The sequence below is a fragment of the Acidovorax sp. HMWF029 genome, from assembly GCF_003060895.1.
Taxonomy (GTDB): Bacteria; Pseudomonadota; Gammaproteobacteria; order Burkholderiales; family Burkholderiaceae_C; genus Acidovorax.
The window spans coordinates 1-21,023 of sequence record NZ_QAIH01000108.1 but is presented as its reverse complement, the minus strand read 5'-3'; the positions used below and the strand labels follow the sequence as shown (position 1 = coordinate 21,023).

The window sequence follows — 21,023 nt, the reverse complement described above, 5'->3', positions numbered from 1 at the left end:
GCCCCTGACCGACGCCCCCGCCGAGCCCCTGCCCGACCGGCGCCAAGAGATCCTGAGCGCCGCCCTTGCTTGCGCAGCAGACGACGGGGTGGACGCCGTCACCATTGACGGCGTGCGCGCGCGCTGCGGCGCCAGCGTAGGCAGCATTTATCACCACTTTGGCAACCGGGACGGCATCGTTGCGGCGCTGTTTTTCGACATCTTTCACGACCAGTCGCGCGCCGTGCAAGCGCAGTTGGATGCGGCCCAGGGGGCGGAGGCTGGCGTGCTGGCACTCGTTACAGGCTATCTGGACTGGGTGGTGGCGCAGCCCGAACGGGCACGGTTCATGTTTCAGGCGCGCGGCGCAGTGGCAGCGGGCCCGCGCATTCCGGACCTGGCGGACGCAGCTAGGCGCCGCAACCAGGCGCTGGTGGCCTGGTTCGAGCCCCACCGCCAGTCCGGCGCGCTGCGCGACCTGCCCTGCGAGCTGATGCCGTCGCTGGTGATGGGCCCGGTGCAGAGCTATTGCCGGGCGTGGCTGTCAGGCAATGCAGGCCAGGGCGGCCTGCCCTCGCCCACCACGTACCGCGCGCAGTTGGCGGATGCCGCCTGGCGGTCCGTGCGTGCGTGACGTTGCAGACTCAAAAAACAAAACCCGTTCACGCTGAGCTTTTCAAAGCGCAGCACCGGGCTTGGACAAGCGCAGTCCGAACGGCAGGGGAAGATCGGAGCGGCCTGCCAAACCATCAGTAATGCGGCGGCAATTCATCGCGCAAATTGCGCGGCTCGTTCGCCCCTGCATCCGGCACCTGCTGGCGCAGCTGAATCACCTCGTGCGTAAGCCGGTCGATCAGTTGCTGCTGCTGGTAGATGGTCATGTTCAGCTGGTCCAGCAGGTCTTCGGTAAAGCTGGCCTTGATCTCCAGAGCTTCCAGGCGCTGGAGAACGTTGGCGAGATCGTTGGCGTCGGACATCGATGCGTCAGAGAGCCTGACCCAGGCGCGCCACGCCTTCGCGGATCTTGTCGGCATCGGCCGTCGCAAACGACAGGCGGAAGGTGGCGTGGTCCGGGTTGGCGCAGAAAAACGGCGTGCCAGGCACAAAGGCCACACCCTTTTCAATCGCGCGCTTGGCCAGCACGTTGCCGTCGGCCACCTTGCCGCCCGCACCCGTGAGGCGCGCCCACACAAACAGGCCGCCCTGGGGCTGCACAAACTCGATGGCATCGCCCAGTTCCTTGCGCAGCGCATCGCCCATGGCCTGGGCACGCTCAGCGTACACCTTGCGCACGTTCGCCAACGTGGCGGGCATGCGGCCAGCCTTCAGGTACTGCGCGGCAGTGGCCTGCGCAAAGGTGCTGGTGTGCGCATCGCTAAACTGCTTGCACATCGTGGCCTTGGCCAGCAGCTCGGCGGGAGCAATCATCCAGCCCACACGCAAACCCGGCGACAGCACCTTGCTCAAGGACCCGCAATGCACCAACAGATCGCGGCTGCCGGGCACCGTGGCCGACAGGTTCAGCAGACTGGGGGGAGGCGCATCGCCAAAGTACAGGTCTCCGTAGGGGTCGTCCTCGACGATCAGCGTGTTGTGCTTGACCGCCATCTCCAGCACGGCCTTGCGGCGCTCCAGGCTCAGCATGGCGCCGCTGGGGTTGCCGAAGGTGGGGATCAGGTACACAAACTTGGGCTTGTGCTCAGCGATAAGCTTTTCCAGCTCGTCGGTCTTGACGCCGTTGCCGTCGATCGGCGCGCTGATGAGTTCTGCGCCATAAAGCCGGAAGCACTGAATGGTGGCCAGGAAGGTCGGGCCTTCCACAATCACCTTGTCGCCGGGGCTGATCAGGGTTTTGCCCAGCAGGTCCAGCGCCTGCTGGCTGCCGGTGGTGACGATGAGGTTGTCGGCCGCCACGTCCTTGGCCCCCTTGCTGCCCATGAAGGCCGCCAGTTGTTCGCGCAGTGGGTTGTAGCCCTCCGTGGCACCGTACTGCAGTGCGGCGCCGGGCTCTTCAGCCAGCGCCGCGTTGCTGGCAGCGCGGATGCCGTCCACGTCGAACATCGCGCTATCGGGGAAGCCACCCGCAAAGCTGATGATGCCGGGTTTGCCCAGCAGCTTGAAAAGCTCACGGATGGCGGAGGTTTCTACGTTGTTCAGGCGGTCGGCAAATTGCATGGCGTGGACAGGAGTGGTTGGCAACAAACCGTGCATTGTCGCCAATTGCGACGCAGGATTCTTGCGGCGTCATTAAACTGGCCCCTGGCCTCATCCCCCCGCACACTCTCTCCCCACATCCACCATGCCACTGACGCTCCGCATCCTGCCCCGCATGCGCCTTGCAACCATGCGCCATACCGGCGCCTACGGACACCCCGGCCTGACCGAACTGTGGGAGCGCTTTGGCGCCTGGTGCGCCGCGAACCGACTGAACAATCCGCAGCCCAAGTTCTACGGGTTCAGCCACGACAACCCGGCCTGCACGCCCTCAGAGCAATGCCGCTACGACGCTGCAGTGCAGATTGGAGTGGGCCTGCGCACCGGGCCTGATGTGCAGGTTATGGACTATGAAGGCGGCGACTACGCCTGCCTGCACTTCACTGGCACTGGCCCTGAAATCGCAGCTGCATGGGCCCAGATGGCGTTGCCAGGCCAAATCCCCGAGGGCTGGGAGTGGGCACCACGCGCCGCGCTGGAAATCTACGATGAGGACTTTTCCGTAGACCCAGCGACAGGCCGGTTCCCGTGCTGGCTGTGCATGCCGGTTCAGCCCAGCCGCTGACCGGCCCGCCAACGCGAAGCTGCTGTGGCCTGACCTTGCTCCCTGCTTTCTGAACCCGTGATGAAAACTACCCAGATCGAGGCCTTCTTCGACACCCTGAAGACGGCCAACCCCATGCCCAACACCGAGCTCGAATACACCACCGTGTTCGAGCTGCTTGCGGCCGTACTGCTGTCGGCCCAAGCCACCGATGTGGGCGTGAACAAGGCCACGCGCAAACTGTTCCCCGTAGCGGGCACACCCCAGGCCATCCTGGACTTGGGATTGGAGGGACTGGAGGGCTATATCAGGACCATTGGCCTGTACCGCACCAAGGCCAAGAACCTCATGGAGACCTGCCGCATCCTGGTGGAGCAGCACGGCAGCCAGGTGCCACGCACCCGCGAAGCCCTGGAGGCTCTACCTGGCGTGGGCCGCAAAACAGCCAACGTCGTGCTGAACGTGGCGTTTGGCCAGCCCACCATGGCGGTGGACACGCATATCTTTCGCGTCAGCAACCGCACAGGCCTTGCGCCGGGCAAGAACCCGCTGGCAGTGGAGCAGCAACTGATGAAGCGCGTACCCAAGGAATACGCAGTGGATTCCCACCACTGGCTCATCCTGCATGGCCGCTATGTATGCCAGGCGCGCAAGCCGCGTTGCTGGGAATGTGCCGTCGCGCAATATTGCGATTTCTCGCCCAAGGTCACCGCAGCCTGACAAACAAAACACTACATTTTTGATAGCTACTAGCGCTTTACCATCAAGCGCTAGCGGCCATTTTTATCAAAAACCCAACGCAGCCATTTCTGCGGACACCCCCGCCCACGCCACATCAAACCCCGCCACCTTGCGCTCAGGCGGGACGGGATGGGCACGCAGAGCCCAGGTGGCCCCTGCCACCACGCTGTCGATCACGGGCACCGACACCTGCGGCTGCACGGCGGCGGCCATACCGGCCAGCCCTGCCCCGCCCAGGATGACGGCTTGCACGCCCATCTGGCGCACCACGTCGCGGCAGGCCTGGGCCAGCAAGGCACGGGCGGCGATGGGGTCTGCGGCCAGTTGGGCGCCGGTGGGAGCGACGGTGTGGATGCCCGCCAGCCCATGGGCATGGCCTAGGGCTTGCGCCAGGCGCTGCAGCATGGGCCCCCAGCGCTCGCCGCCGGTGACGATGGCAAAGCGGCCGTGGCGAGCCGCTTCGATGAATGATGCCTCGGCCAGGCCGGTGACGGGCACGGGGCTACTCTCGCGCAGCGCCATCAGGCCAGGGTCGCCAAAGCAGCCAATCAACACGGCGTCGGGCGGCGGCACCGGCTGGGCAAGGTCGTGTGCCCAGGCGTCGAGCAGAGCATGGGCAGCCACGGCGTAGCTGGCCTCGCACGCAATGTAGGGCGCACCCAAGCGCGCTGTGGCCGTGCGCACCGCCACATGCGAACCCGCAGCAGTCTGCACATGCTGCTGCAGCAGCGCGCTGACATGGGCCGAGGTGTTGGGGTTGATGACAAGCAGCTGGCGCATGGGCAAGGGGGCGGCAATCGACTCAGGCACCGCCCAGCAGGCGTGCCAGGTCCGGCGCGTCGGCCACAGGGGACGTGAACTCCAGTTGTGACTCAATACGAACGAGGTGGTCCAGCATGCGCCGGGCCGCCTCCTTGGCGTCGCGCAGGCGGATAGCGTCAATCAGCGCCCGGTGCTCACGGCAGCCGCAGGCCGTGGCCTCTTCGCGCTCCCGCGCATGGCTGGGGCTGTAGGTCATGAGGATGAGCGAGGTGCGCGACACCAGCTCGCGCAGGATGCGCCCCAGCGTCTGATGCCCTGCCGCTTGCGCAATGTGCAGATGAAAGTCGCCCGACAGGCGGATGGCGCGGCGCATGTCGCCACTGGCGCGTGCGGCCTCTTCGTCGTCAATGCAGGTGCGCAGCGCTGCGATGTCGGCATCGGTGGCGTTGGCAATGAACAGTTCCACCAGGCGCGGCTCCAGCAAGCGGCGGGCCTCGAACACTTCCAGCGCCTCTTGCGGCGTGGGCTGGGCAATGGATGCGCCACGGTTGGGCGTGAGCGTGACCACTTGCTCATTGGCCAGCCGCACCAGCACGGGCCGTACGCGCGTGCGCGACACGCCAAAGGCCGCTGCCAGCTTGTCCTCCACCAGCTTGGTGCCGGGTGGTAGCCGGTGGTCGAGAATGGCCGACACCATGCGGTCGTACATATCGTTGTCGCTGAACTGGCCTGGGGCCTCGGGCTGAGCGGTCGGTTCGGCGGCCGCAGCGCGTGCGCGCCGGGGCTTGGGAATGGTGGTCGTCATAAGGGTGCCGTTTTTACCCCGAACGGCCCTTGCGCCTGCGGCCCAGTGCCCACACCAGCGCCAGCGTGATGCCCATCACCGCAAACGACACCACGGTGGTGACCGTGCCCAGCGCGTAGATGGACGGCGTGGTCACCGTGCTGGTCAGCCCTTGCAGCTCCAGCGGCAAGGTGTTCACATCGCCAATGGCTTGGGAGGTGCGGGCGATCTCGTCCCAACTCAGCGTGAAGCCGAACATGCCAATGCCCACCACCAACGGCGCAATCAACGGCAGCACCACATGCACAAAGCCCTGCCAGGGCGTGGCCCCCAGGTCGCGTGCGGCTTCTTCATACGCGGGATTGAAGCGGTTGAACACCGCAAACATGATGAGCAGGCCAAACGGCAGCGTCCACGTCAGGTGCGCGCCCAGGGCCGAGGTAAACAGGCCGAGCGATGTGCCATAACCCTCCAGCGCGCTCTCCATACCCAGCCCTTCGAGCACGGCCTTGATGGCGTTATCGATGAGCCGGAACTCCAGTCCTATGCCCAGCGACACAATGATGGACGGCATGATGAGGCTGGCCACCACGATGAAGAACAGCGTGTTGCCCCCCGCCAGCCGCTTGCGAAACGCCAGCCCTGCCAGCACCGACAGCACCACCGTGCACAGCATCACCGCCAGGCCCAGGCCCAGCGAGCGCCACAGTGCCGCGCCAATGTCCACCACGCCCAGCCCCTCAGCCAACTTGGCGAACCAGTGCAGCGACACGCCCCGCATCGGAAAGGTGAGCCCCCCTTCCGGTCCCTGAAAGCTCAGGATGAAGATGACAAACATCGGCCCGTACATGAACAGCACGAACAGCGCAAAGAAGATGGCCAAGGGCCAGAAGCTGGCGGGGCGGGATTCGCGAATGCGGGTTTTCATCACAACTCCTTGCGGATATCAACCATGCGCGTGAGGCCCCAGATGATCATCAGCACCACGGCCAGCAAGATCACGGCATTGGCCGCTGCCAGCGGGAACTGCAGGTACGACGTCTGCACCTGGATGATCTTGCCCACGGACGCAATCTGCTGCCCGCCCATCACGCCAATCGTCACGAAGTCACCCATGACGATGGTGATGACGAAGATCGAGCCAATGATGATGCCGGTGCGCGACAGCGGAACAATCACGTTCCACAACGTCTGCCAGCCACTTGCGCCGCTGTCGCTGGCGGCTTCGATGAGGCTGCGGTCGATGCGCATCATGCTGTTGAAGATGGGCACGATCATGAACATGGTGTACAGGTGCACAAAGGCCAGCACCACAGAGAAATCCGAGAACAGCAGCCACTCAATGGGCGTCTCGATCAGGTTCATGCCCATCAAGGTCTGGTTGACCAGCCCATTGCGCCCCAGCAGCGGCACCCACGAGATCATGCGGATCACGTTCGACGTCCAGAACGGAATGGTGCACAGCACGAACAGCAGCGTCTGCATGCCCGACGAGCGCACATGGAAGGCCAAAAAATAGGCCACCGTGAAGCCGATCACCAGCGTGATCAGCCACACCAAAAAACTGAACTTGAGCGTGGAGTAATACGTCTTGAGCGTGACGCACAGCCCCTCTGACGCATCGCCACAGCCCGCGAAGATCGACACGTAGTTCTTGAACGTGAAGCCGGGCAACAGCTCGTACTCGTTGAAGTCCCAGAAGCTGACCATCACGATCAGCGCCAGCGGGATGAGGAAAAACAGCGCAAACACCAGCGTGAACGGCGCTGCCTGCCACCAGGCGGCAATGCTGCGGCCAGGGACGGCGGCAGTGGGTAAGGACGGTGTGGTGGTGCTCATGGTGTTTGCATTCAGAATTCAACAGCGCCGCACGCTGCTTTCGAAACCGGCGCGGCCAAAGGCCAGTGCCCCCGTGCAAGGGCCGCCGAGCTGCGGATGCAGCGCTTAACTTGCGTGCACCGGGGGCGTCCCCCTCCCAGATTGCGAAGCAATATGAGAGAGGGGGAAGGCGCGCAGCGCCTCAGGGGGTGCAATCCTCTACGCCGCCACGAATTCATTCCACTTTTGGACCATGTAGTTGTTCTCATCCATCAGTGCATTCCAGCAGGCAATGCCGCCCATGCGCGACTCGTAGCTGCCGCCGTCGCGCACCGCGCCGGTCTTGGCCAGAACGTCGCCATTCGGGCTCTTGATGTCTTGCGTGGCGGGCTTGCCTTCCATCCAGTAGGCCCACTCGTAGGCTTCCATCTTGGCCTTGGCGGTCTCCAGCACGGCGCTGTAGTAGCCCTGGCGGTTCAGGTACGCACCGGCCCAGCCGTCCAGGAACCAGTTGATGAACTCGTAGGCGCCATCGAGCTTGCGGCCGCTCAGCGTGGCGGGCAGGCCAAAGCCCGCAGCCCAGGCGCGGTAGCCTTCCTTCAGGGGCTGGAAGTTGCAGGCGATGCCCTTGGTGCGCACGGCCGTGACGGCCGGGCTCCACATGGACTGGATCACCACCTCACCCGAAGCCATCAGGTTGACCGACTCGTTGAAGTCCTTCCACAGCGCGCGGAACTGGCCCTGCTTCTTGGCTTCGATCAGGGTCTTGATCGTGAGATCAATCTCCTTCTTGGTCATGTTGCCCTTGTCGGGGTACTTGTAGATGCCCATGGCCTCGACCACCATGGCGGCGTCCATGATGCCGATGCTGGGGATGTTCAGGATCGCGGTCTTGCCCTTGAACTCGGGGTTGAGCAGCTCCGCCCAGGAGTTGATGGGGCGCTTGATCAGGTCGGGGCGGATGCCCAGCGTGTCGGCGTTGTACACCGTGGGGATCAGGCTCATGAACTGCGTGGGCGCAGTCGCAAACTTCTTGGACTTCTCGCCTTCCAGGTAGATCACCTTCTTGGGTGCCGTACCTTGGTCGCCCACGGCCTTGCCCGCCACCTGGCCGGTGGTGAACAGCGTGGTGATCTTGTCGGCGTTCTTGATGCGCTTGGTATCAATGCCCTTGAGGTTGCCCGTGGGCACGATCTTCTTGAGCGAGAAGTACTCGGTGTCGATCAGGTCAAAGCTGTTGGGGGCTGTGACAGCGCGCTTGGTCACATCGTCCGTGGTCACGGCCACGTATTGGATCTCGATGCCGGTGTCGGCCTTGAACTTTTCGGCAATGGCTTTGTCCTGGTTCACCGCCGTGCCCAGGTAGCGCAGCACGATCTTTTCCTGCGAATGCACGGCCGGGAACATGCCTGCGGCCAGGATGCCCGCCGTGCCTTTGAGCAGCGAGCGGCGAGCCACACCAGTGGCTTCGGGGACAACAGCAGGGGAATCAGCACGGGAAGCATCGGACATGGAAAAACTCCTTGGGTTGCGGAAGGGAAACGGAACAGGGACAGCGAACGGAAATCGAAATCAGGCAGCAACGGCGGCAGGCTGGGGCTGCGGCGCAGTCAGCGGGTGCGCCTGGTGCGGCTGCCAGTGCAGTTGCACGGCCTGCCCCACCACGTAGGGGGCTGCGGCATAGGCCGCCTCAGACACCATGACCGAGTACGCTGCCGTGGCGTTGGCCGACAGCGCCACGCCCTGCTTTTGCAGGCCCAGCAGCACATAGGTGCCCTGGTACTCCACATCGGTCACCACGGCCAGCATGTGCTGCGCGCCGGGCGGCAGCGCCACCCCAGCGGCGGCCACCTGGACATGGTCGGTGCGCACACCCACCTTGCCATCGGCGGTGTCGATCACGTTGTGCCCCCCCATGAAGCGCGCCACAAACTCATTGGCGGGCCGGTTGTAGACCTCGTGCGGGCTGCCCACCTGCTCGATCACGCCGTGGTTCATCACCACCATGGTGTCGGCCAGGGCCATGGCTTCTTCCTGGCTGTGCGTGACGTGGATGAAGGTCAGGCCCAGCTCTTTTTGCCAGCGGCGCAGCTCGGCGCGCATCTGGATGCGCAGGAAGGGGTCGAGCGCCGACAGCGGCTCATCCAGCAGCAGCACACGCGGCTCGGTGATCAAGGCCCGCGCCAGCGCCACGCGCTGCTGCTGCCCGCCCGAGAGTTCGGCGGGCTTGCGATCGGCCAGGTGACCCAGCGCCACACGCTCCAGCAGGTCATGCGCCTTGGCCTGGCGCTCGGCCTTGGCCACGCCTTTCATCTTGAGGCTGAAGGCCACGTTGTCCAGCGCCGAGAGGTGCGGAAACAGCGCAAAGCTCTGGAACATCATGGCCGTGCCGCGTGCGGCAGCGGGCAGGTCGGTGATGTTGCGGTTCTCCAGCAGGATGTCACCGCTGGTCACCGATTCGTGCCCGGCAATCATGCGCAAGGTGGTGCTCTTGCCGCAGCCCGAGGGCCCCAGCAGGCAGCAGTAGCTGCCGCTGGCAATGCGCAGGTTGATGGCATCCACGGCAGGCTTGCCGCTGGCGTAGCGTTTGGTCAACCCCACGATTTCAATCGCGGCGGGGGCGGGCACTGGATGGGAGCTTTGCATGGGGATTTCTTACGCAAGGCCCATGCCAACTTTGTACACAATGTTTTATTCACTTTGCATACAAAACACACCAGCACTGTGCGCAACCCCGGTAACACTTCCGTGCGACTGCACCATGCCAGGCTCATAGCAAGGTCTTTGTGGTGCAAATGCGTACGAATTGGTGCGGTAAATCATCTTGCGGCCATATGCAGGTGCGTGGCTATACTGGCCTTGGCACCAAGAAGCAATTTCTTACGCAGACGCCACGCCCCAGCCCGCTGCATGAACCTCGATCCACGTTCCATGATCGCCATGGCGGGCTTCATGTCCGCCATCATGGCCATCGTGCTTCTGTTCATGCGGCGCTACTACCCGCCGTCCATCCGGGGTGTAGGTGCCTGGGCCCTGGCGCCACTGCTTTGGCTGGTGTCCACCGTCTTGTTCGGGGTACGAGACCTTGTTCCAGACTGGCTCAGCCTGGTACTTGCCAACCAGTTGCTGGTACTGGGCACGGTGACGTACTACATGGGCACACGCAGCTTCATGGGCCAGCCGACCACCTGGCGCACATGGAACTGGCTGATGGCGGGCACCATGCTGGTGTTCATCGTGCTGACCTACTGGGTGCCCGACTACGCACTGAGGGTCGGTTTTTTTACTGTCGTCATGGGGGTGATCTACCTGGCCCAGATGCGCTTCATGTTGCGCCATGGCGGGCGCAACTTCCCGGTGCGGCTCGTGGAGGTAGTGCTGTGCCTGCACATGGTGGTGCTCGCCCTGCGGTTGGCCACCATCGCCACCGGACATGCCGGTACAGACCTGATGGAGCCCTCGCTGCTTCAGACGCTGTACATCGGGGCCTACGTGATCACAGTGCTCATGCTGTCCATCGGGGCCGTGCTCATGGCCACTGACCGCTTGCGCACAGAACTTGAATATCTGGCCACCTACGATTCGTTGACTCAAACGCTCAACCGCCGCGCGCTGCTGCAGCGTTGCGAAGACGAGCTGGAGCGCGCACAGCGCTACGGCAACGGCCCGTCCATCATGATGGTGGACCTGGACAACTTCAAGGCAGTGAACGACAGCGGGGGGCACCAGCACGGTGACGCAGTGCTGGTGCATTTTGCAGAATGCACACGCCAAGTTTTGCGCCGCGCAGACCGACTGGGGCGCTATGGGGGCGAGGAGTTCCTGGTGCTGCTGCCCGACGCGAATTCAGCGGCCGCAGCGGCTATAGCGCAACGCATCCATGCCGCGTTGGCGATTGGCCATGCGCTGGACTGCTAGGTCAGCATCGGTCTGACCAGCTGGACCGGCCCCCACGAAACCCTGGATGCCATGCTGTCGCGCGCCGATGCCGCGCTGTACTGCGCCAAGCATGAAGGACGCAACCGGACCTGTATCGCCTGATCAGGCGCGGGAAAGCCCGACCGTATCAAACCGTCTGGGTGGCCACCCCTGCCGACGCAAAGCTCGCCATCTCGGCCAGCACTGCACAAGCCGATTGCAGCAGCGGCCACGCCAGGGCGGCACCTGAGCCCTCACCCAGCCGCAGGCCCAAGTCCAGCAGCGGCTCGGCTTGCATTTGCGCCAGCATCAGGGTGTGCCCCCGCTCACCTGAACGGTGGGCAAACACGCAGCGTTGCAGCACAGCGGGCTGCAAGCGGCTGGCCACCAGCACCGCAGCGCTGGTGATGAAACCATCCACCACGATCACGCGGCGCTCTGCCGCCGCTTGCAGCACGGCGCCCACCAGCGTGGCAACCTCATACCCACCCAGCGCAGCCAGCGCGTCCAGCGGCGTGGTGGCGTCGGCGTTGGCATCGAGCGCCTGCTGCAGCACTGCACGTTTGCGTTCGATTCCGATGGCATCCAGTCCCGTGCCCGCACCAGTCACGTCGGCCAGGGGCAAACCTGCCAAGCGCGCTAGCAGCAGCGACGCCACCGAGGTATTGCCAATGCCCATTTCGCCCAGCAGCAGTGCATTGCCCGGCAAGGCGCGTACTACATCCATGCCATTGCGCAGGGCTTGCGCGCATTGCTCAGGCGCCATGGCTGGGCCCACCGAAGCATCCTGTGTGCCGGGCGCCACATTGCGCGTCAACAGGCGTGGCGCTCCCGGTGCGGTATCGCGCGGCGCAATGCGGCGCGCCACGCCGCAGTCCACCACCGTGAGTTGCAGGCCATGCTGGCGCGCCAACACGCTCACGGCAGCGCCACCGGCCAGAAAGTTTTCCACCATCTGCCAGGTCACATCACTGGGAAAGGCCGACACGCCCCGGGCCGCCAGGCCGTGATCTCCCGCGCACACCAGCATTTGCGGCTGCGTGAGCACCGGAGCCTCGGTGCCCAGCACCTGGCCGATGCGCAGGGCCAGGGCCTCCAGCCGCCCCAGCGAGCCGAGCGGTTTGGTCTTGTTATCGAGCAGATGCTGCAAACGGACAGTCAGCGCGGCGTCGGAGATATCGGCGATGGCAGGGACAGTGAACTGGGCCAGGGATTGCATGGTGTGTGAAGTCGAAAAAGCAATGGAAACAGAAGGGGCTGTGGGCCGCAGCGCTCAGGCTGTAGCAGAAATCGGGGCTATCAACGCCTGCAATGCACCGGGCTCGAAGCTGGCTTGCGCCATGCGCGCCAGGCCTTCAAACACCCCATCAAGGGTAGGCACTGGGTCTGCGCCCGCACGGCCAAACAGCGCGTGCAGCACGGCAGCATCCTCGAACAAGCCGTGCAGATAAATGCCCAGCACATTGCCGGCCGGGTTTTGCCACGCAATGCCTGGGATGACTTCGCGCGCTACATCACCCCTGGCAGCCATGGCGGGGTGCTGTGCCGTCTGGCCGTGGTGGATTTCGTAGCCGGTGACGGACACACCGGCCAATGCGGCCCATGCACCTTGCATAGCACCGAACTGCGCTTGGGTGCGCTGGACCGTCTTGGCGACTTCGAAGGTAGTCACCAAAGGCAGCAGGCCCAGGCCCGGCGCATTGCCGTCGATGCCAGCGGTGTCGATCAGCGCCTCGCCCAACATCTGAAGGCCACCACACACGCCCAGCACTGTTCCGCCCTGCCCGGCATGCTGGGCAATGGCGCTGTCCAGCCCTTGCGCGCGCAGCCAGGCCAGGTCAGCCGCTGTGGACTTGGAGCCGGGCAGCACCACCCAGTCGGTGGGCCTCAAGCCCGCCAGGTCGGCCGGGCTGCGCACCCACAGCAGGCGCAGGCCAGGCACGTTCTTGAGCGGCTGGAACTCGTCCAGGTTGCTGATGCGCGGGTAGGCCACCACGGCCACAGTGGTGTGTACCGCACCGGCAGCGGTGCTGCGGTCATCAAACACACCGTCCTCTTCAGGCAGACCATGGCGCCACTGCATGGGGATGGTGGCCACAGTGGGCACGCCGGTCAGCTCTTGCAGCATTTGCGGCGCAGGCGCCAGCAGGCTGGCGTCACCGCGAAACTTGTTGAGCACAAAGCCGTGGATCAGCGCGCGCTCGTTCTCCGGCAGCAGCGCCCAGGTGCCGTACAGGTGGGCAAACGCTCCGCCCCGGTCGATGTCGGTCACCAGCAGGCAGCGTGCGTCGGCATGGCGGGCCACGCGCATGTTGACGATGTCGCTGGCGTGCAAATTGATTTCAGCGGGGGAGCCCGCACCCTCAATCACCACCACGTCGTTCTCTGCGCGCAGTGCGTCAAGCGCTGCAGCGATGTGCGGCCACACCTTTTCGCTGCGGCCGCGCCAAGGCATGGCCGTCAGCTCGGCGCTCACCTGCCCCATCAGCACGACCTGGCTGTGCGTTTCGGCCTCAGGCTTGAGCAGCAGCGGGTTCATGCGCACCTCGGGCTCGGCACGGGCCGCGAGGGCCTGGAAGTACTGGGCAGAGCCAATCTCGCCGCTGCCAGTCTCGCTGGCCACGACGCGCGCGTTATTGCTCATGTTCTGCGCCTTGAACGGCGCCACCCTGAGGCCCAGGTTGCTGTAGTAGCGGCACAGGGCCGTGGTGAGCCAGCTTTTGCCCGCACCGCTGGTGGTGCCCAGCACCATCACACAGCGGGCCAAATGGGGAGAAGGGTTTGGATTCAAGGCAGTGGGCGGACCATGCGGTCCATGATGTGTTCAAGCGCCGCCGCGGCATCGGTGCAGCGGCCGGTGTGCACGGGCGATGTCTGGATGATGGCGCTGCGTTTGGCGGTGAGCCAGTGAAAGCGCTGGCGGTACGGCAGGCGGGCGATGGGGCCACAGCCTTCGTCGCCCGCGCAGATGGCGACGATGGCGGACAGGTGGCGGCGCACGGTGTCGAGGTCGGCGTGCGGGTCCATGGCCAGCAGGCGCGCGTCATCGAGCGCGATGGCGGCCTGCAGAAATCCGGTGCGCTGGCACGACAGGATCACACCCGCGTTGATGAATTCTTCGCGCTCCACGCGCGGCACCACGCGGACGATGGCGTAGTCATACACCTCAGGCGCGTGCATCGACGGCCTCCTTCAACGCATTCACCCAGGTGGCGCGCCCGGCCAAGCGGGCACAGAAGTAGTCCACATAGGCCTGGCGGTGGGTGGCGGCAGCGGTCAGCAGGCCTTCTTCGTGGTCGGCACCGGCCAGCACCAAAAACTCGTCGGGCACCTCGGCCAGGATGCCAGCCACCACCTCGGGCGTGAGGCGCGCGGCCAGCTCAGCGTCCACCTGCGCGAGCAGCTTGGCGCGGGCCAGCAGCACATGGTCGGCAATCGGCGCGAAGGGTTTGGCGGGCTGGGCCACCGTGCCGTTCCACGCGTGGTGAAAGGTGAGCGCCGCGCCATGGTCGATGAGCCAGGGCTGGCGGTGCCACATGAGCAGGTTGGTGTTGCGCGCGGTGCGGTCCACGTTGCCCACCAGGGCATCGAACCACACGAGGCGCGAGGCGAAATCATCCGACACCGTATCCACCGCCGGGTCGAAATTGAGCGCGCCCGAGAGGTAGTCCAGCCCCACATTCAGGCCGCCGCTGGCGCGGACCAGGTCTTGGATCTCGGGGTCGGGCTCGGTCTGCGCCAGGGAGGGGTCGAGCTGGGCCAGCACGATCTCGGGCACCGGCAGGCCCAGCGCACGGGCGATGCCGCCCGCGATGATCTCGGCCAGAAGCGCGCGCACGCCCTGCCCTGCGCCACGGAACTTGAGCACGTAGGTGCCCAGGTCATCACCTTCGATGATGGCGGGCATGGAGCCACCTTCACGCAGCGGCGTGACGTAGCGATTGACGGCGATGGTTCTCACAAGGTCTCCCCTGAACCGGTTGAAACTCTGTGCGGGATGGTACGGCCCGGCAGGGCTTGCCATGCGGCCTGCAGCGCATCTTGTGCAGCGGGCGCCAGCACACCCAGGCGCACGGTGCCGGGCAGGCCGAACGATGTGGCATCGCGCAGCTTGATGCCGCTGGCGCGCAGCGCTGCAAAGTCGCTCGGCAGCATCGCTGTGGCCGGCTGCGCGCAGAAGTAGTTGGCCAGGCTGCCTGCGTGTACGGCCCAGCCCAGGTCGGTACATAACGCCAGCTGCCGCGCCTTCCAATCACTCAGCGTGCGCAGGCTGTACACCAGCCATTGCTGCACGGTGGCTTGGGCCCACGCCTGCAGCAAGGCCACGCCATGGGCACCCACGGGCCACGAGGGTGCTAAGCCTGTGATAGCAAGCGCCAGCTCCTCACCGTCTGGCGGCGCAATCGCATAAGCAGCACGCACGCCCGTCAGCCCCAGTGCTTTGTTGGGGGTCCAGAGCTGCCAGCAGGCCGAGGGCGTGCGCGGCGACGGTGCGCCCGTCCATGCGCCCTCGGGGTCCAGCCGCAGGGGGACATACGCGCAGTCCAGCACACGCCAGGCGGCGTCCGCATCCCCTTGCTGCCAGGCGCGCACAGCGGGCTCTTCCAAACCCAGAGGGCTGGATGGCTCGCAGGCCCATTGCAAACCCGCCGCCGTACCGCCACCCCGCAGCACCTCCAGCCCCCGCACTTGTGCGGCCTGCGCATAGTCGCCATAGCTGTGCGGCGGTACGGCTACCTGCACCGCGCCCTGCTGCGCAGCCAGCGCGGTGATGCGGTGAATGAACTCGCTGGCACTCGCCGCCAGCACGATGCGGCCTGGCGCCACGCCATGGAAGGCGCCCAGGGACTCGCGCAGGGCCGTGTAAGCCGGGTCGGGGTAGCGCGTGGCGTCGGCCGTGCGCACAGCATGCAGCGCCTCGGGGCAGGGCCCGCAGGCGTTGCTGTTGGTCGAAAAATCAAAGAGCGGGATGCCAGCAGCGTCCGGGCCGCCGTGCTGCGGAGCCGACAAGGCGAAAAGATCCGACGAACTCATGCGCGCGCCCAAACGAACGCCCCCAGCACCAGCAGTTGCAGCGCGGCGACCAACGGAACCATGGCCAGGACCACCTGCGTCCCCAAGTGCGCTGCACGCCGCGTATCGAGCGGCCCGGCCCGGCGGCCCTTGCTGTGCAGCGTGTACACGCCGGGCTTGGCCAGCCGAACATTCAGCGCGAGTGCCATGGCCGCCATGGGCCAGCCGCTGTTGGGCGATGGCGTCTTGCGCGCCTGACGGGCCAATGTGGAAAAAGGCAAGCCCTTGGCCACCACCACCATCAGCAAGGCGGTGATGCGTGCGGGCACCCACGACAGCACATCATCGGCCCGCGCCGCCCACTTGCCCGCCCATTGCCAGTAACGCCCGCCGCGCATGCCAGGGTAGCCCCACATGGCATCGGCCGTGTTCGCAAATCGGTAAAGCGCAGCCCCCGGCAGGCCCAGCAGCGCAAACCAGAACAGCGGCGCCACCACCGAGTCGTTGAGGTTTTCGGCCAGCGACTCAATGGCCGACTCGCGCACCTGCACTACGGTGAGCACACTCACATCACGACTCACCAAACGGGCCAACTGGGCACGCCCGGCGGGCAAGGACTGGCCCAGTGCCACCTCCACCGCCAGCACCTCATCGCGCAGCATGCGCCAGGCCAGCAGGGGCTTGAGCAGCAAGGCCAGCAAGGCAACCGCCACAAACGTGGGGAGCGCCAGCACCAGGTTCTGCGCCACCATCGCCACTATAAAAACAATAGCTGCTAGCGCACACCAGATGCGCGATGACCGCCAAAAAAGCTTGAAATCATGGGCCACAGGCACCGAGGGGGCAAGCCGGTCGCCCCACCACTGCAGCGCCCGGCCCATCCACACCACTGGATGCCAAGCTGCACGGGGCTCGCCCAGCCACCAGTCCACCGCCAAGGCCAGCAAAGGCACACTGATCCAGACGGCAGCGGCAGGCCACCCCAGGACGGGATACAGCCACAGAGACCAGTGGTCAGACACGGGACATCAATCTTCGATGCCGCGCTGCGCAGGAATGCCCGCCTTGAACGCGTGCTTGACCATCTGCATCTCGGTCACGGTGTCGGCCAGCTCAATGATCTCGGGCGGGCAGCGGCGGCCGGTGAGGCACACATGCACCTCCTTGGGCCGCTCGCGCAGCGTCTGCAACACGCCTTCGAGCGGCAGCCAGCCGTAGATCAGCGGGTAGGTGATCTCGTCGAGCACCACCAGAAAATGCTCGCCCGACAGGATGGCTGCGCGCGCCTTCTCCCACCCATCGCGCGCAAGCTGGGCCGAGTGCTCCAGGTCCTTGCTCTTCCAGCTGAAGCCGTCGCCCAGGCCCTCGATGGGGATGCCGATCTGCTCGAACATGCGGTGCTCGCCAAAGCGCGCGGTGGGCACTTTCATGAACTGGAAAATCTTCACGGCCTTGCCCCGGCCGTGGGCGCGCAGCGCCAGACCAAAGGCCGCCGTGCTCTTGCCCTTGCCGTCGCCGGTGTTGACGATGATGAGGCCACGGCGTTCGCCCTCGGGCTTTTCGTAGCGCTTTTCGGTGGGCGGGGTTTCGATCTGCATGGTGTCGATTCTTTCAGAGGGACCGGGCATCACACGCCGGCCGGTTGCAACGGGGAAGATACCGAGAACGGGCGGCGCGCCTGCCAAGCGGCACCCGCCATCGCCACCAGGGCCATGACCAGCAAGGCCACGATGCCCGCAAAGCGCTCTACGGGGCTGGGCTCTTTGGCGCTGTCGGAAGGGGCTGTCTCGGGCTGCCGCTCCAGCAACACGCCCATGGTAGGTGCGGCGGGCGCGGAGGGTGGTGCTTCTGCCTGGGCGGGCGGCGCAGGCAGGTCAGCGGCGGGCAGCGCGGGCTGTGGCGCTGCCAGGGCTGGCGACTGCGGCGCGGCAATGGCCATGCCCAGGGGCGCTGCGTCTGCAGGGGGCACACCCCGCGCGGCCTGCTCCACCCAGCGGCGCACACTGGGCAGCTCGGCCGCCAGCGGGGCTGCGCGCGTTAACTCCTGATACATCTGCGCAAGCTGCTGTTGCGTGTCGGCATCGGCCTGCCAATAGCCCTGGCGCTGCGCCTGCACCAGGCGCTCCAGCGACTGGGCGTAGGCCTGCGGGTGCTCCTTGAGCCACTCGGGCAGGCCCAGCTGGTGCTTGTCGCGCACCAACACGTCGTAAAAGCTTTGCCAATGGTCGCTGCGCACCGTGTCGGGTGCGACGGCCTGCCAGCCCCAGGCAAACTGCACGGCCTTGAGCACCTGCAGCGTGCCCGCATAGCCCTCGGCCTTCTGCGCCTGCAGCCAGCCAGGGTGCAGGTAGCGCGACTGCATCTCTAGCGCAATGGCGCGTTGCGCGGTTTCGGTGCTGGGCTCGCCCACATCCTGCAACTGCGCCACATGCAGCTCCAGCCCCTGCGGGCGGCCTGCCACACGGGCTGCCGCCGACAAGCCGCCCAGGTACTGGAACGGGTCGTCCGAACTGACCATGGCATACAGGTGCGAGCTGCGCGACAGGATGGCGGCATCGGTGCGGCGCAGGTGGGCACCCAATGCCTTGGCCGCCACACCGCCCGCAACGCCCGTCACCGGTTCGCCCTCCAGATAAGGCTGGCTCATGCGTTCGAGGAACATCTGGCCCAGGCGCGCATCGTTGGTTTGCAAGCCGTCGCTTTGCACCGCGTCCGACAGGCCGGTGCCGTAGTCGCCCACCGCATTGCCGAAGGCCCGCACGCGCGCCAGTTGCTCGGCCTGCGCGCGGGGCACGCCCTGCTTGCGCAGCTCCTGGCCAATCTGCGCGGTGTTGCGTGCGATCACGTTGCCGGGCTCGGCCGTGGCGGCCTGGGCCACGGCGCGGTCTAGCAGTGCCATCAGCGCAGGGAACTGGTCGCGGTACGAGCCGGTGATGCTCATGAGCACATCGACGCGCGGGCGTTTCAGCTCATCGGCGGCAATGGTCTCCACGCGCACGGGGCGGCCCGACTCGTCCCACACCGGGCGCATGCCCAGCGCCACCAGCGCCTGCGCTTCCATGATGCCTTGGTGGCGCAGGGTTTCGCCCGCCCACAGCGACAGCGCCATGCGCTCTGGCGCCTGGCCGCCGTGGCGCGCCTGGTAGTTCTTGAACCAGTCGTTGAACAGTGTCTGCGCCACGGCATAGGCCTGGCGGGTGGGAAGGCGGCTGGGGTCCAGCCCCGTGAGGTTGCGGCCTGTGGGCAGGCTGTCGGGGTTGCGGATGGGGTCGCCGCCGTAAGCGGCGGGCAGGTAGCGCCCTTCCAGCGCGGCCAGCAGGCCGGGCAGTTCGCCTTCGGTGGCGAGCAGGCGCTCCAGCTCTTGCGCACGCTGGGCCAGTTGTAGCAGCGCGGGCGTGTCGATGGGCTGGCGTGCAGCGCGGTTGGGCACATGGTCTTCGGCGCGCACCAGGCCGTCCTGTGCGGTCGCCGTGTCAGGCAGCGCGGGGCGCAGGTCCAGCACGCTGGCAGCCTGCGCGTCCTTCAAGGCCACTTCCAGCCAGCGCGCGGGGCGTGCGGCCAACACGGCATCGTACTTGATCAAAAAAGCCTCGTCGATGTCTTCGCCCAATGCCTCGATCAGCGGTTTGCGCAGCGCCTGCAAGATGGTCTCGCGCCGCTGCTCGGGCGCGGGCACACGGCCGAACACGGCCAGGCCCTTGGGCTGCGAACTTTGCGCGAGCTGGTCCAGGTAGGGGTGCAGGATTTCAAGAAAGCCGCTGAAGTCGGCTGCAATGCGCTCGGCAGTCCAGCCCAGGTCGCGGTGCAACTGGTGCTCCACAAACTGCGCGACCAATTGCTTTTCGAGCGCGCGGCGCGTGGGGCCTTCGTCCACGGTTTCCCACTCGTGCATCACCTCGTGCATGTGGGCCATGCGCGCCTCAAAGCCCGCCGGGGCGAACACGGGCGTGCGGTGGCTCACCAACACGGCGCGGCCCCTGCGCTTGGCCGTGAGGGCCTCGCCCAGGTTGTCCACGATGTAGGGGTAGACCACGGGCAGGTCGCCCAGCGGCAGCAGCGCATCGTCATAGACATCCAGCGCACGGGCTTTGCCTCCGGCCCATTCCTGCGTGCCGTGGGTGCCGAAGTGGATGAGGGCATCGGCCTCCAACTGCGCCCACAGGTACACGGCCAGGTAATGGTGTGACAGCGGCGCCTTGCTCTTGTGCATGAAGGGGTTCTGGCCCAGGCGCAGGGTTTCCTCGCGCGGGGGCTGGGGCAGCACGGATAAATTGCCCACCTGCAGGCGCGGGATGGCGAACACCTTTTCGCCCTGCCACTCGAGCACGTAGCGGCTCTTTTCGGGCGCACCCCAGTGCGCGTTCATGCGCTCGCGCACGGCCTTGGGCAGCGTGGCCAGGTGCTGCTCATAACGCGCCAGCGGCAGCGCAGCGGCCTGGCCGTTTTGCAGCAGCGCGCGCACATCGGCGCCGGGGTAATAGGCGGCCAGCAGCGGCTTGAGGCCATCGATCCAGCCCTGCTCGGGCACCTGCTGCGTGCGGTAGCCTGCCTGGGCCAGGCCGCTGGAGACCTGCTCCAGGCTGCGCGGCACGTTGAGGAACGAGGCACCGAAGTTGGTGCCGCCCGGCGGGTAGTTGTAGACCATGGCCACCAGGCGCTTGTCGGCGGCGGGCTTCGTCTGCAGTGCAATCAGCCGCCGCGCCTTGGCGGTCACGGCCTGGGCCTGGCGTTCGATAAGGCGAAAGTCTTGCCCCTCGGCACCGTGGGCTGCCACCAGCACCGGGTCGATGGCACCGGCCGCCTCGGGCTGCGCCAGGTAGAACGGCACATCGGACAGCGACAAACCCGTGTCGCTGGCCTCCCACGCCGCAGCATCGCCTGCACGATAGGGCTGCGTGCCCAGCAGCGGCACGCCCCAGCGCGTCAGCAGCGGCTGCAGCGCGGCGGCCTGGGGCACGAGTTGGTGCAGCACCAGGGCGGAGGCATGCAGGCGACCGGGGCCAGTGCCGTTCTCTGGGGGCAACTCCAGCACCTCGGCCAGCGTCTGTGCTGTGACCTGCTGACCAAAGGCAGCATACGCAAACAGGCCTTGCTGGCGGAAGGTGCGCAGCCAGGCATCGAGCCACTCCGTGCTGCCGTCTATGAAATGGTGGCGGTGCACCAGCACGGCCACGGCGGGCAGGCTGCGCAGCGCGGGCTGGCCCTGGCGCCAAGCCTCCAGCGCAGCGGCGTGGGGCAGCAGGCGGGGGG

General features: G+C 66.0%; 19 protein-coding genes and 1 pseudogene. 4 read left to right on the top strand and 16 right to left on the bottom strand.

All coding sequences use genetic code 11. The annotated features are described in order from the left end of the window. Window positions 1-4 precede the first annotated feature (4 nt). Window positions 5-613 (top strand): TetR/AcrR family transcriptional regulator, encoded by a 609-nt coding sequence (locus DBR12_RS07385; RefSeq protein ID WP_108616666.1) that lies wholly within the window; start codon window positions 5-7, stop codon window positions 611-613. 115 nt (window positions 614-728) lie between these two features. Here DBR12_RS07385 and DBR12_RS07380 read toward each other — a convergent pair whose 3' ends face one another. Continuing rightward, entirely contained in the window at window positions 729-956 is a 228-nt protein-coding gene (locus tag DBR12_RS07380; RefSeq protein ID WP_108616663.1) for a SlyX family protein, read from the bottom strand. A gap of 7 nt (window positions 957-963) precedes the next feature. Continuing rightward, a complete protein-coding gene (locus DBR12_RS07375) occupies window positions 964-2,154 on the bottom strand; it encodes a PLP-dependent aminotransferase family protein (protein ID WP_108616662.1) in 1,191 nt (396 codons plus the stop codon). Window positions 2,155-2,278: 124 nt separating this feature from the next. Here DBR12_RS07375 and DBR12_RS07370 point away from each other — a divergent pair, with 124 nt between their 5' ends. Next, window positions 2,279-2,758 carry a GyrI-like domain-containing protein gene (locus DBR12_RS07370; protein WP_108616661.1) on the top strand — a complete coding sequence of 160 codons (480 nt, stop codon included), beginning with the start codon at window positions 2,279-2,281 and terminating at the stop codon, window positions 2,756-2,758. 60 nt (window positions 2,759-2,818) lie between these two features. Then, window positions 2,819-3,457: an endonuclease III gene (nth, locus tag DBR12_RS07365; RefSeq protein WP_108616660.1), complete on the top strand. Its 639-nt coding sequence runs from the start codon at window positions 2,819-2,821 to the stop codon at window positions 3,455-3,457. Between the two features lie 66 nt (window positions 3,458-3,523). Here nth and DBR12_RS07360 read toward each other — a convergent pair whose 3' ends face one another. From DBR12_RS07360 to DBR12_RS07335, 6 genes are all read right to left on the bottom strand, one after another. Beyond that, a complete protein-coding gene (locus DBR12_RS07360; protein WP_108616659.1) occupies window positions 3,524-4,258 on the bottom strand; it encodes an aspartate/glutamate racemase family protein in 735 nt (244 codons plus the stop codon). Between the two features lie 22 nt (window positions 4,259-4,280). Beyond that, complete coding sequence (locus tag DBR12_RS07355) at window positions 4,281-5,045, bottom strand: GntR family transcriptional regulator (protein WP_108616658.1); 765 nt, start codon at window positions 5,043-5,045, stop codon at window positions 4,281-4,283. Window positions 5,046-5,058: 13 nt separating this feature from the next. Next, on the bottom strand, window positions 5,059-5,952 hold the full coding sequence (locus tag DBR12_RS07350; protein ID WP_108616657.1) for an ABC transporter permease: 894 nt from the start codon (window positions 5,950-5,952) through the stop codon (window positions 5,059-5,061). Further along, window positions 5,952-6,863, bottom strand: coding sequence for an ABC transporter permease (locus DBR12_RS07345; RefSeq protein ID WP_108616656.1), 912 nt, complete (start codon window positions 6,861-6,863; stop codon window positions 5,952-5,954). Before DBR12_RS07345 ends, DBR12_RS07350 begins: the two co-directional genes overlap by 1 nt. Before the next feature lie 198 nt (window positions 6,864-7,061). Next, window positions 7,062-8,354: a PotD/PotF family extracellular solute-binding protein gene (locus tag DBR12_RS07340; RefSeq protein WP_108616655.1), complete on the bottom strand. Its 1,293-nt coding sequence runs from the start codon at window positions 8,352-8,354 to the stop codon at window positions 7,062-7,064. Between the two features lie 60 nt (window positions 8,355-8,414). After that, a complete protein-coding gene (locus DBR12_RS07335; protein WP_108616654.1) occupies window positions 8,415-9,488 on the bottom strand; it encodes an ABC transporter ATP-binding protein in 1,074 nt (357 codons plus the stop codon). Here DBR12_RS07335 and DBR12_RS23530 point away from each other — a divergent pair. Next, a pseudogene (locus DBR12_RS23530) lies at window positions 9,474-10,883 on the top strand (GGDEF domain-containing protein). The gene DBR12_RS07335 and the pseudogene DBR12_RS23530 overlap by 15 nt on opposite strands. Before the next feature lie 25 nt (window positions 10,884-10,908). Here DBR12_RS23530 and cobT read toward each other — a convergent pair. From cobT to cobN, 8 genes are all read right to left on the bottom strand, one after another. Further along, window positions 10,909-11,979 carry a nicotinate-nucleotide--dimethylbenzimidazole phosphoribosyltransferase gene (cobT, locus tag DBR12_RS07325; RefSeq protein ID WP_108616653.1) on the bottom strand — a complete coding sequence of 357 codons (1,071 nt, stop codon included), beginning with the start codon at window positions 11,977-11,979 and terminating at the stop codon, window positions 10,909-10,911. Between the two features lie 54 nt (window positions 11,980-12,033). Beyond that, the gene (locus DBR12_RS07320; RefSeq protein WP_108616652.1) at window positions 12,034-13,512 is read right to left on the bottom strand and encodes a cobyric acid synthase; all 1,479 of its coding nucleotides are present in this window, start codon (window positions 13,510-13,512) and stop codon (window positions 12,034-12,036) included. Window positions 13,513-13,547: 35 nt separating this feature from the next. Next, complete coding sequence (locus DBR12_RS07315; RefSeq protein ID WP_108616651.1) at window positions 13,548-13,940, bottom strand: DUF3037 domain-containing protein; 393 nt, start codon at window positions 13,938-13,940, stop codon at window positions 13,548-13,550. Continuing rightward, entirely contained in the window at window positions 13,927-14,721 is a 795-nt protein-coding gene (locus DBR12_RS07310) for a HipA family kinase (protein WP_108616650.1), read from the bottom strand. Before DBR12_RS07310 ends, DBR12_RS07315 begins: the two co-directional genes overlap by 14 nt. Beyond that, a complete protein-coding gene (locus DBR12_RS07305; protein WP_108616665.1) occupies window positions 14,718-15,794 on the bottom strand; it encodes an aminotransferase class I/II-fold pyridoxal phosphate-dependent enzyme in 1,077 nt (358 codons plus the stop codon). The genes DBR12_RS07310 and DBR12_RS07305 overlap by 4 nt, the downstream gene beginning before the upstream one ends. Next, window positions 15,791-16,777: an adenosylcobinamide-phosphate synthase CbiB gene (gene cbiB / locus DBR12_RS07300; RefSeq protein WP_199226655.1), complete on the bottom strand. Its 987-nt coding sequence runs from the start codon at window positions 16,775-16,777 to the stop codon at window positions 15,791-15,793. Before cbiB ends, DBR12_RS07305 begins: the two co-directional genes overlap by 4 nt. 24 nt (window positions 16,778-16,801) lie before the next feature. Then, complete coding sequence (gene cobO, locus DBR12_RS07295) at window positions 16,802-17,371, bottom strand: cob(I)yrinic acid a,c-diamide adenosyltransferase (protein WP_108616664.1); 570 nt, start codon at window positions 17,369-17,371, stop codon at window positions 16,802-16,804. 29 nt (window positions 17,372-17,400) lie between these two features. Further along, a partial coding sequence (gene cobN, locus DBR12_RS07290) for a cobaltochelatase subunit CobN (RefSeq protein ID WP_108616648.1) occupies window positions 17,401-21,023 on the bottom strand: 3,623 nt, incomplete at its 5' end.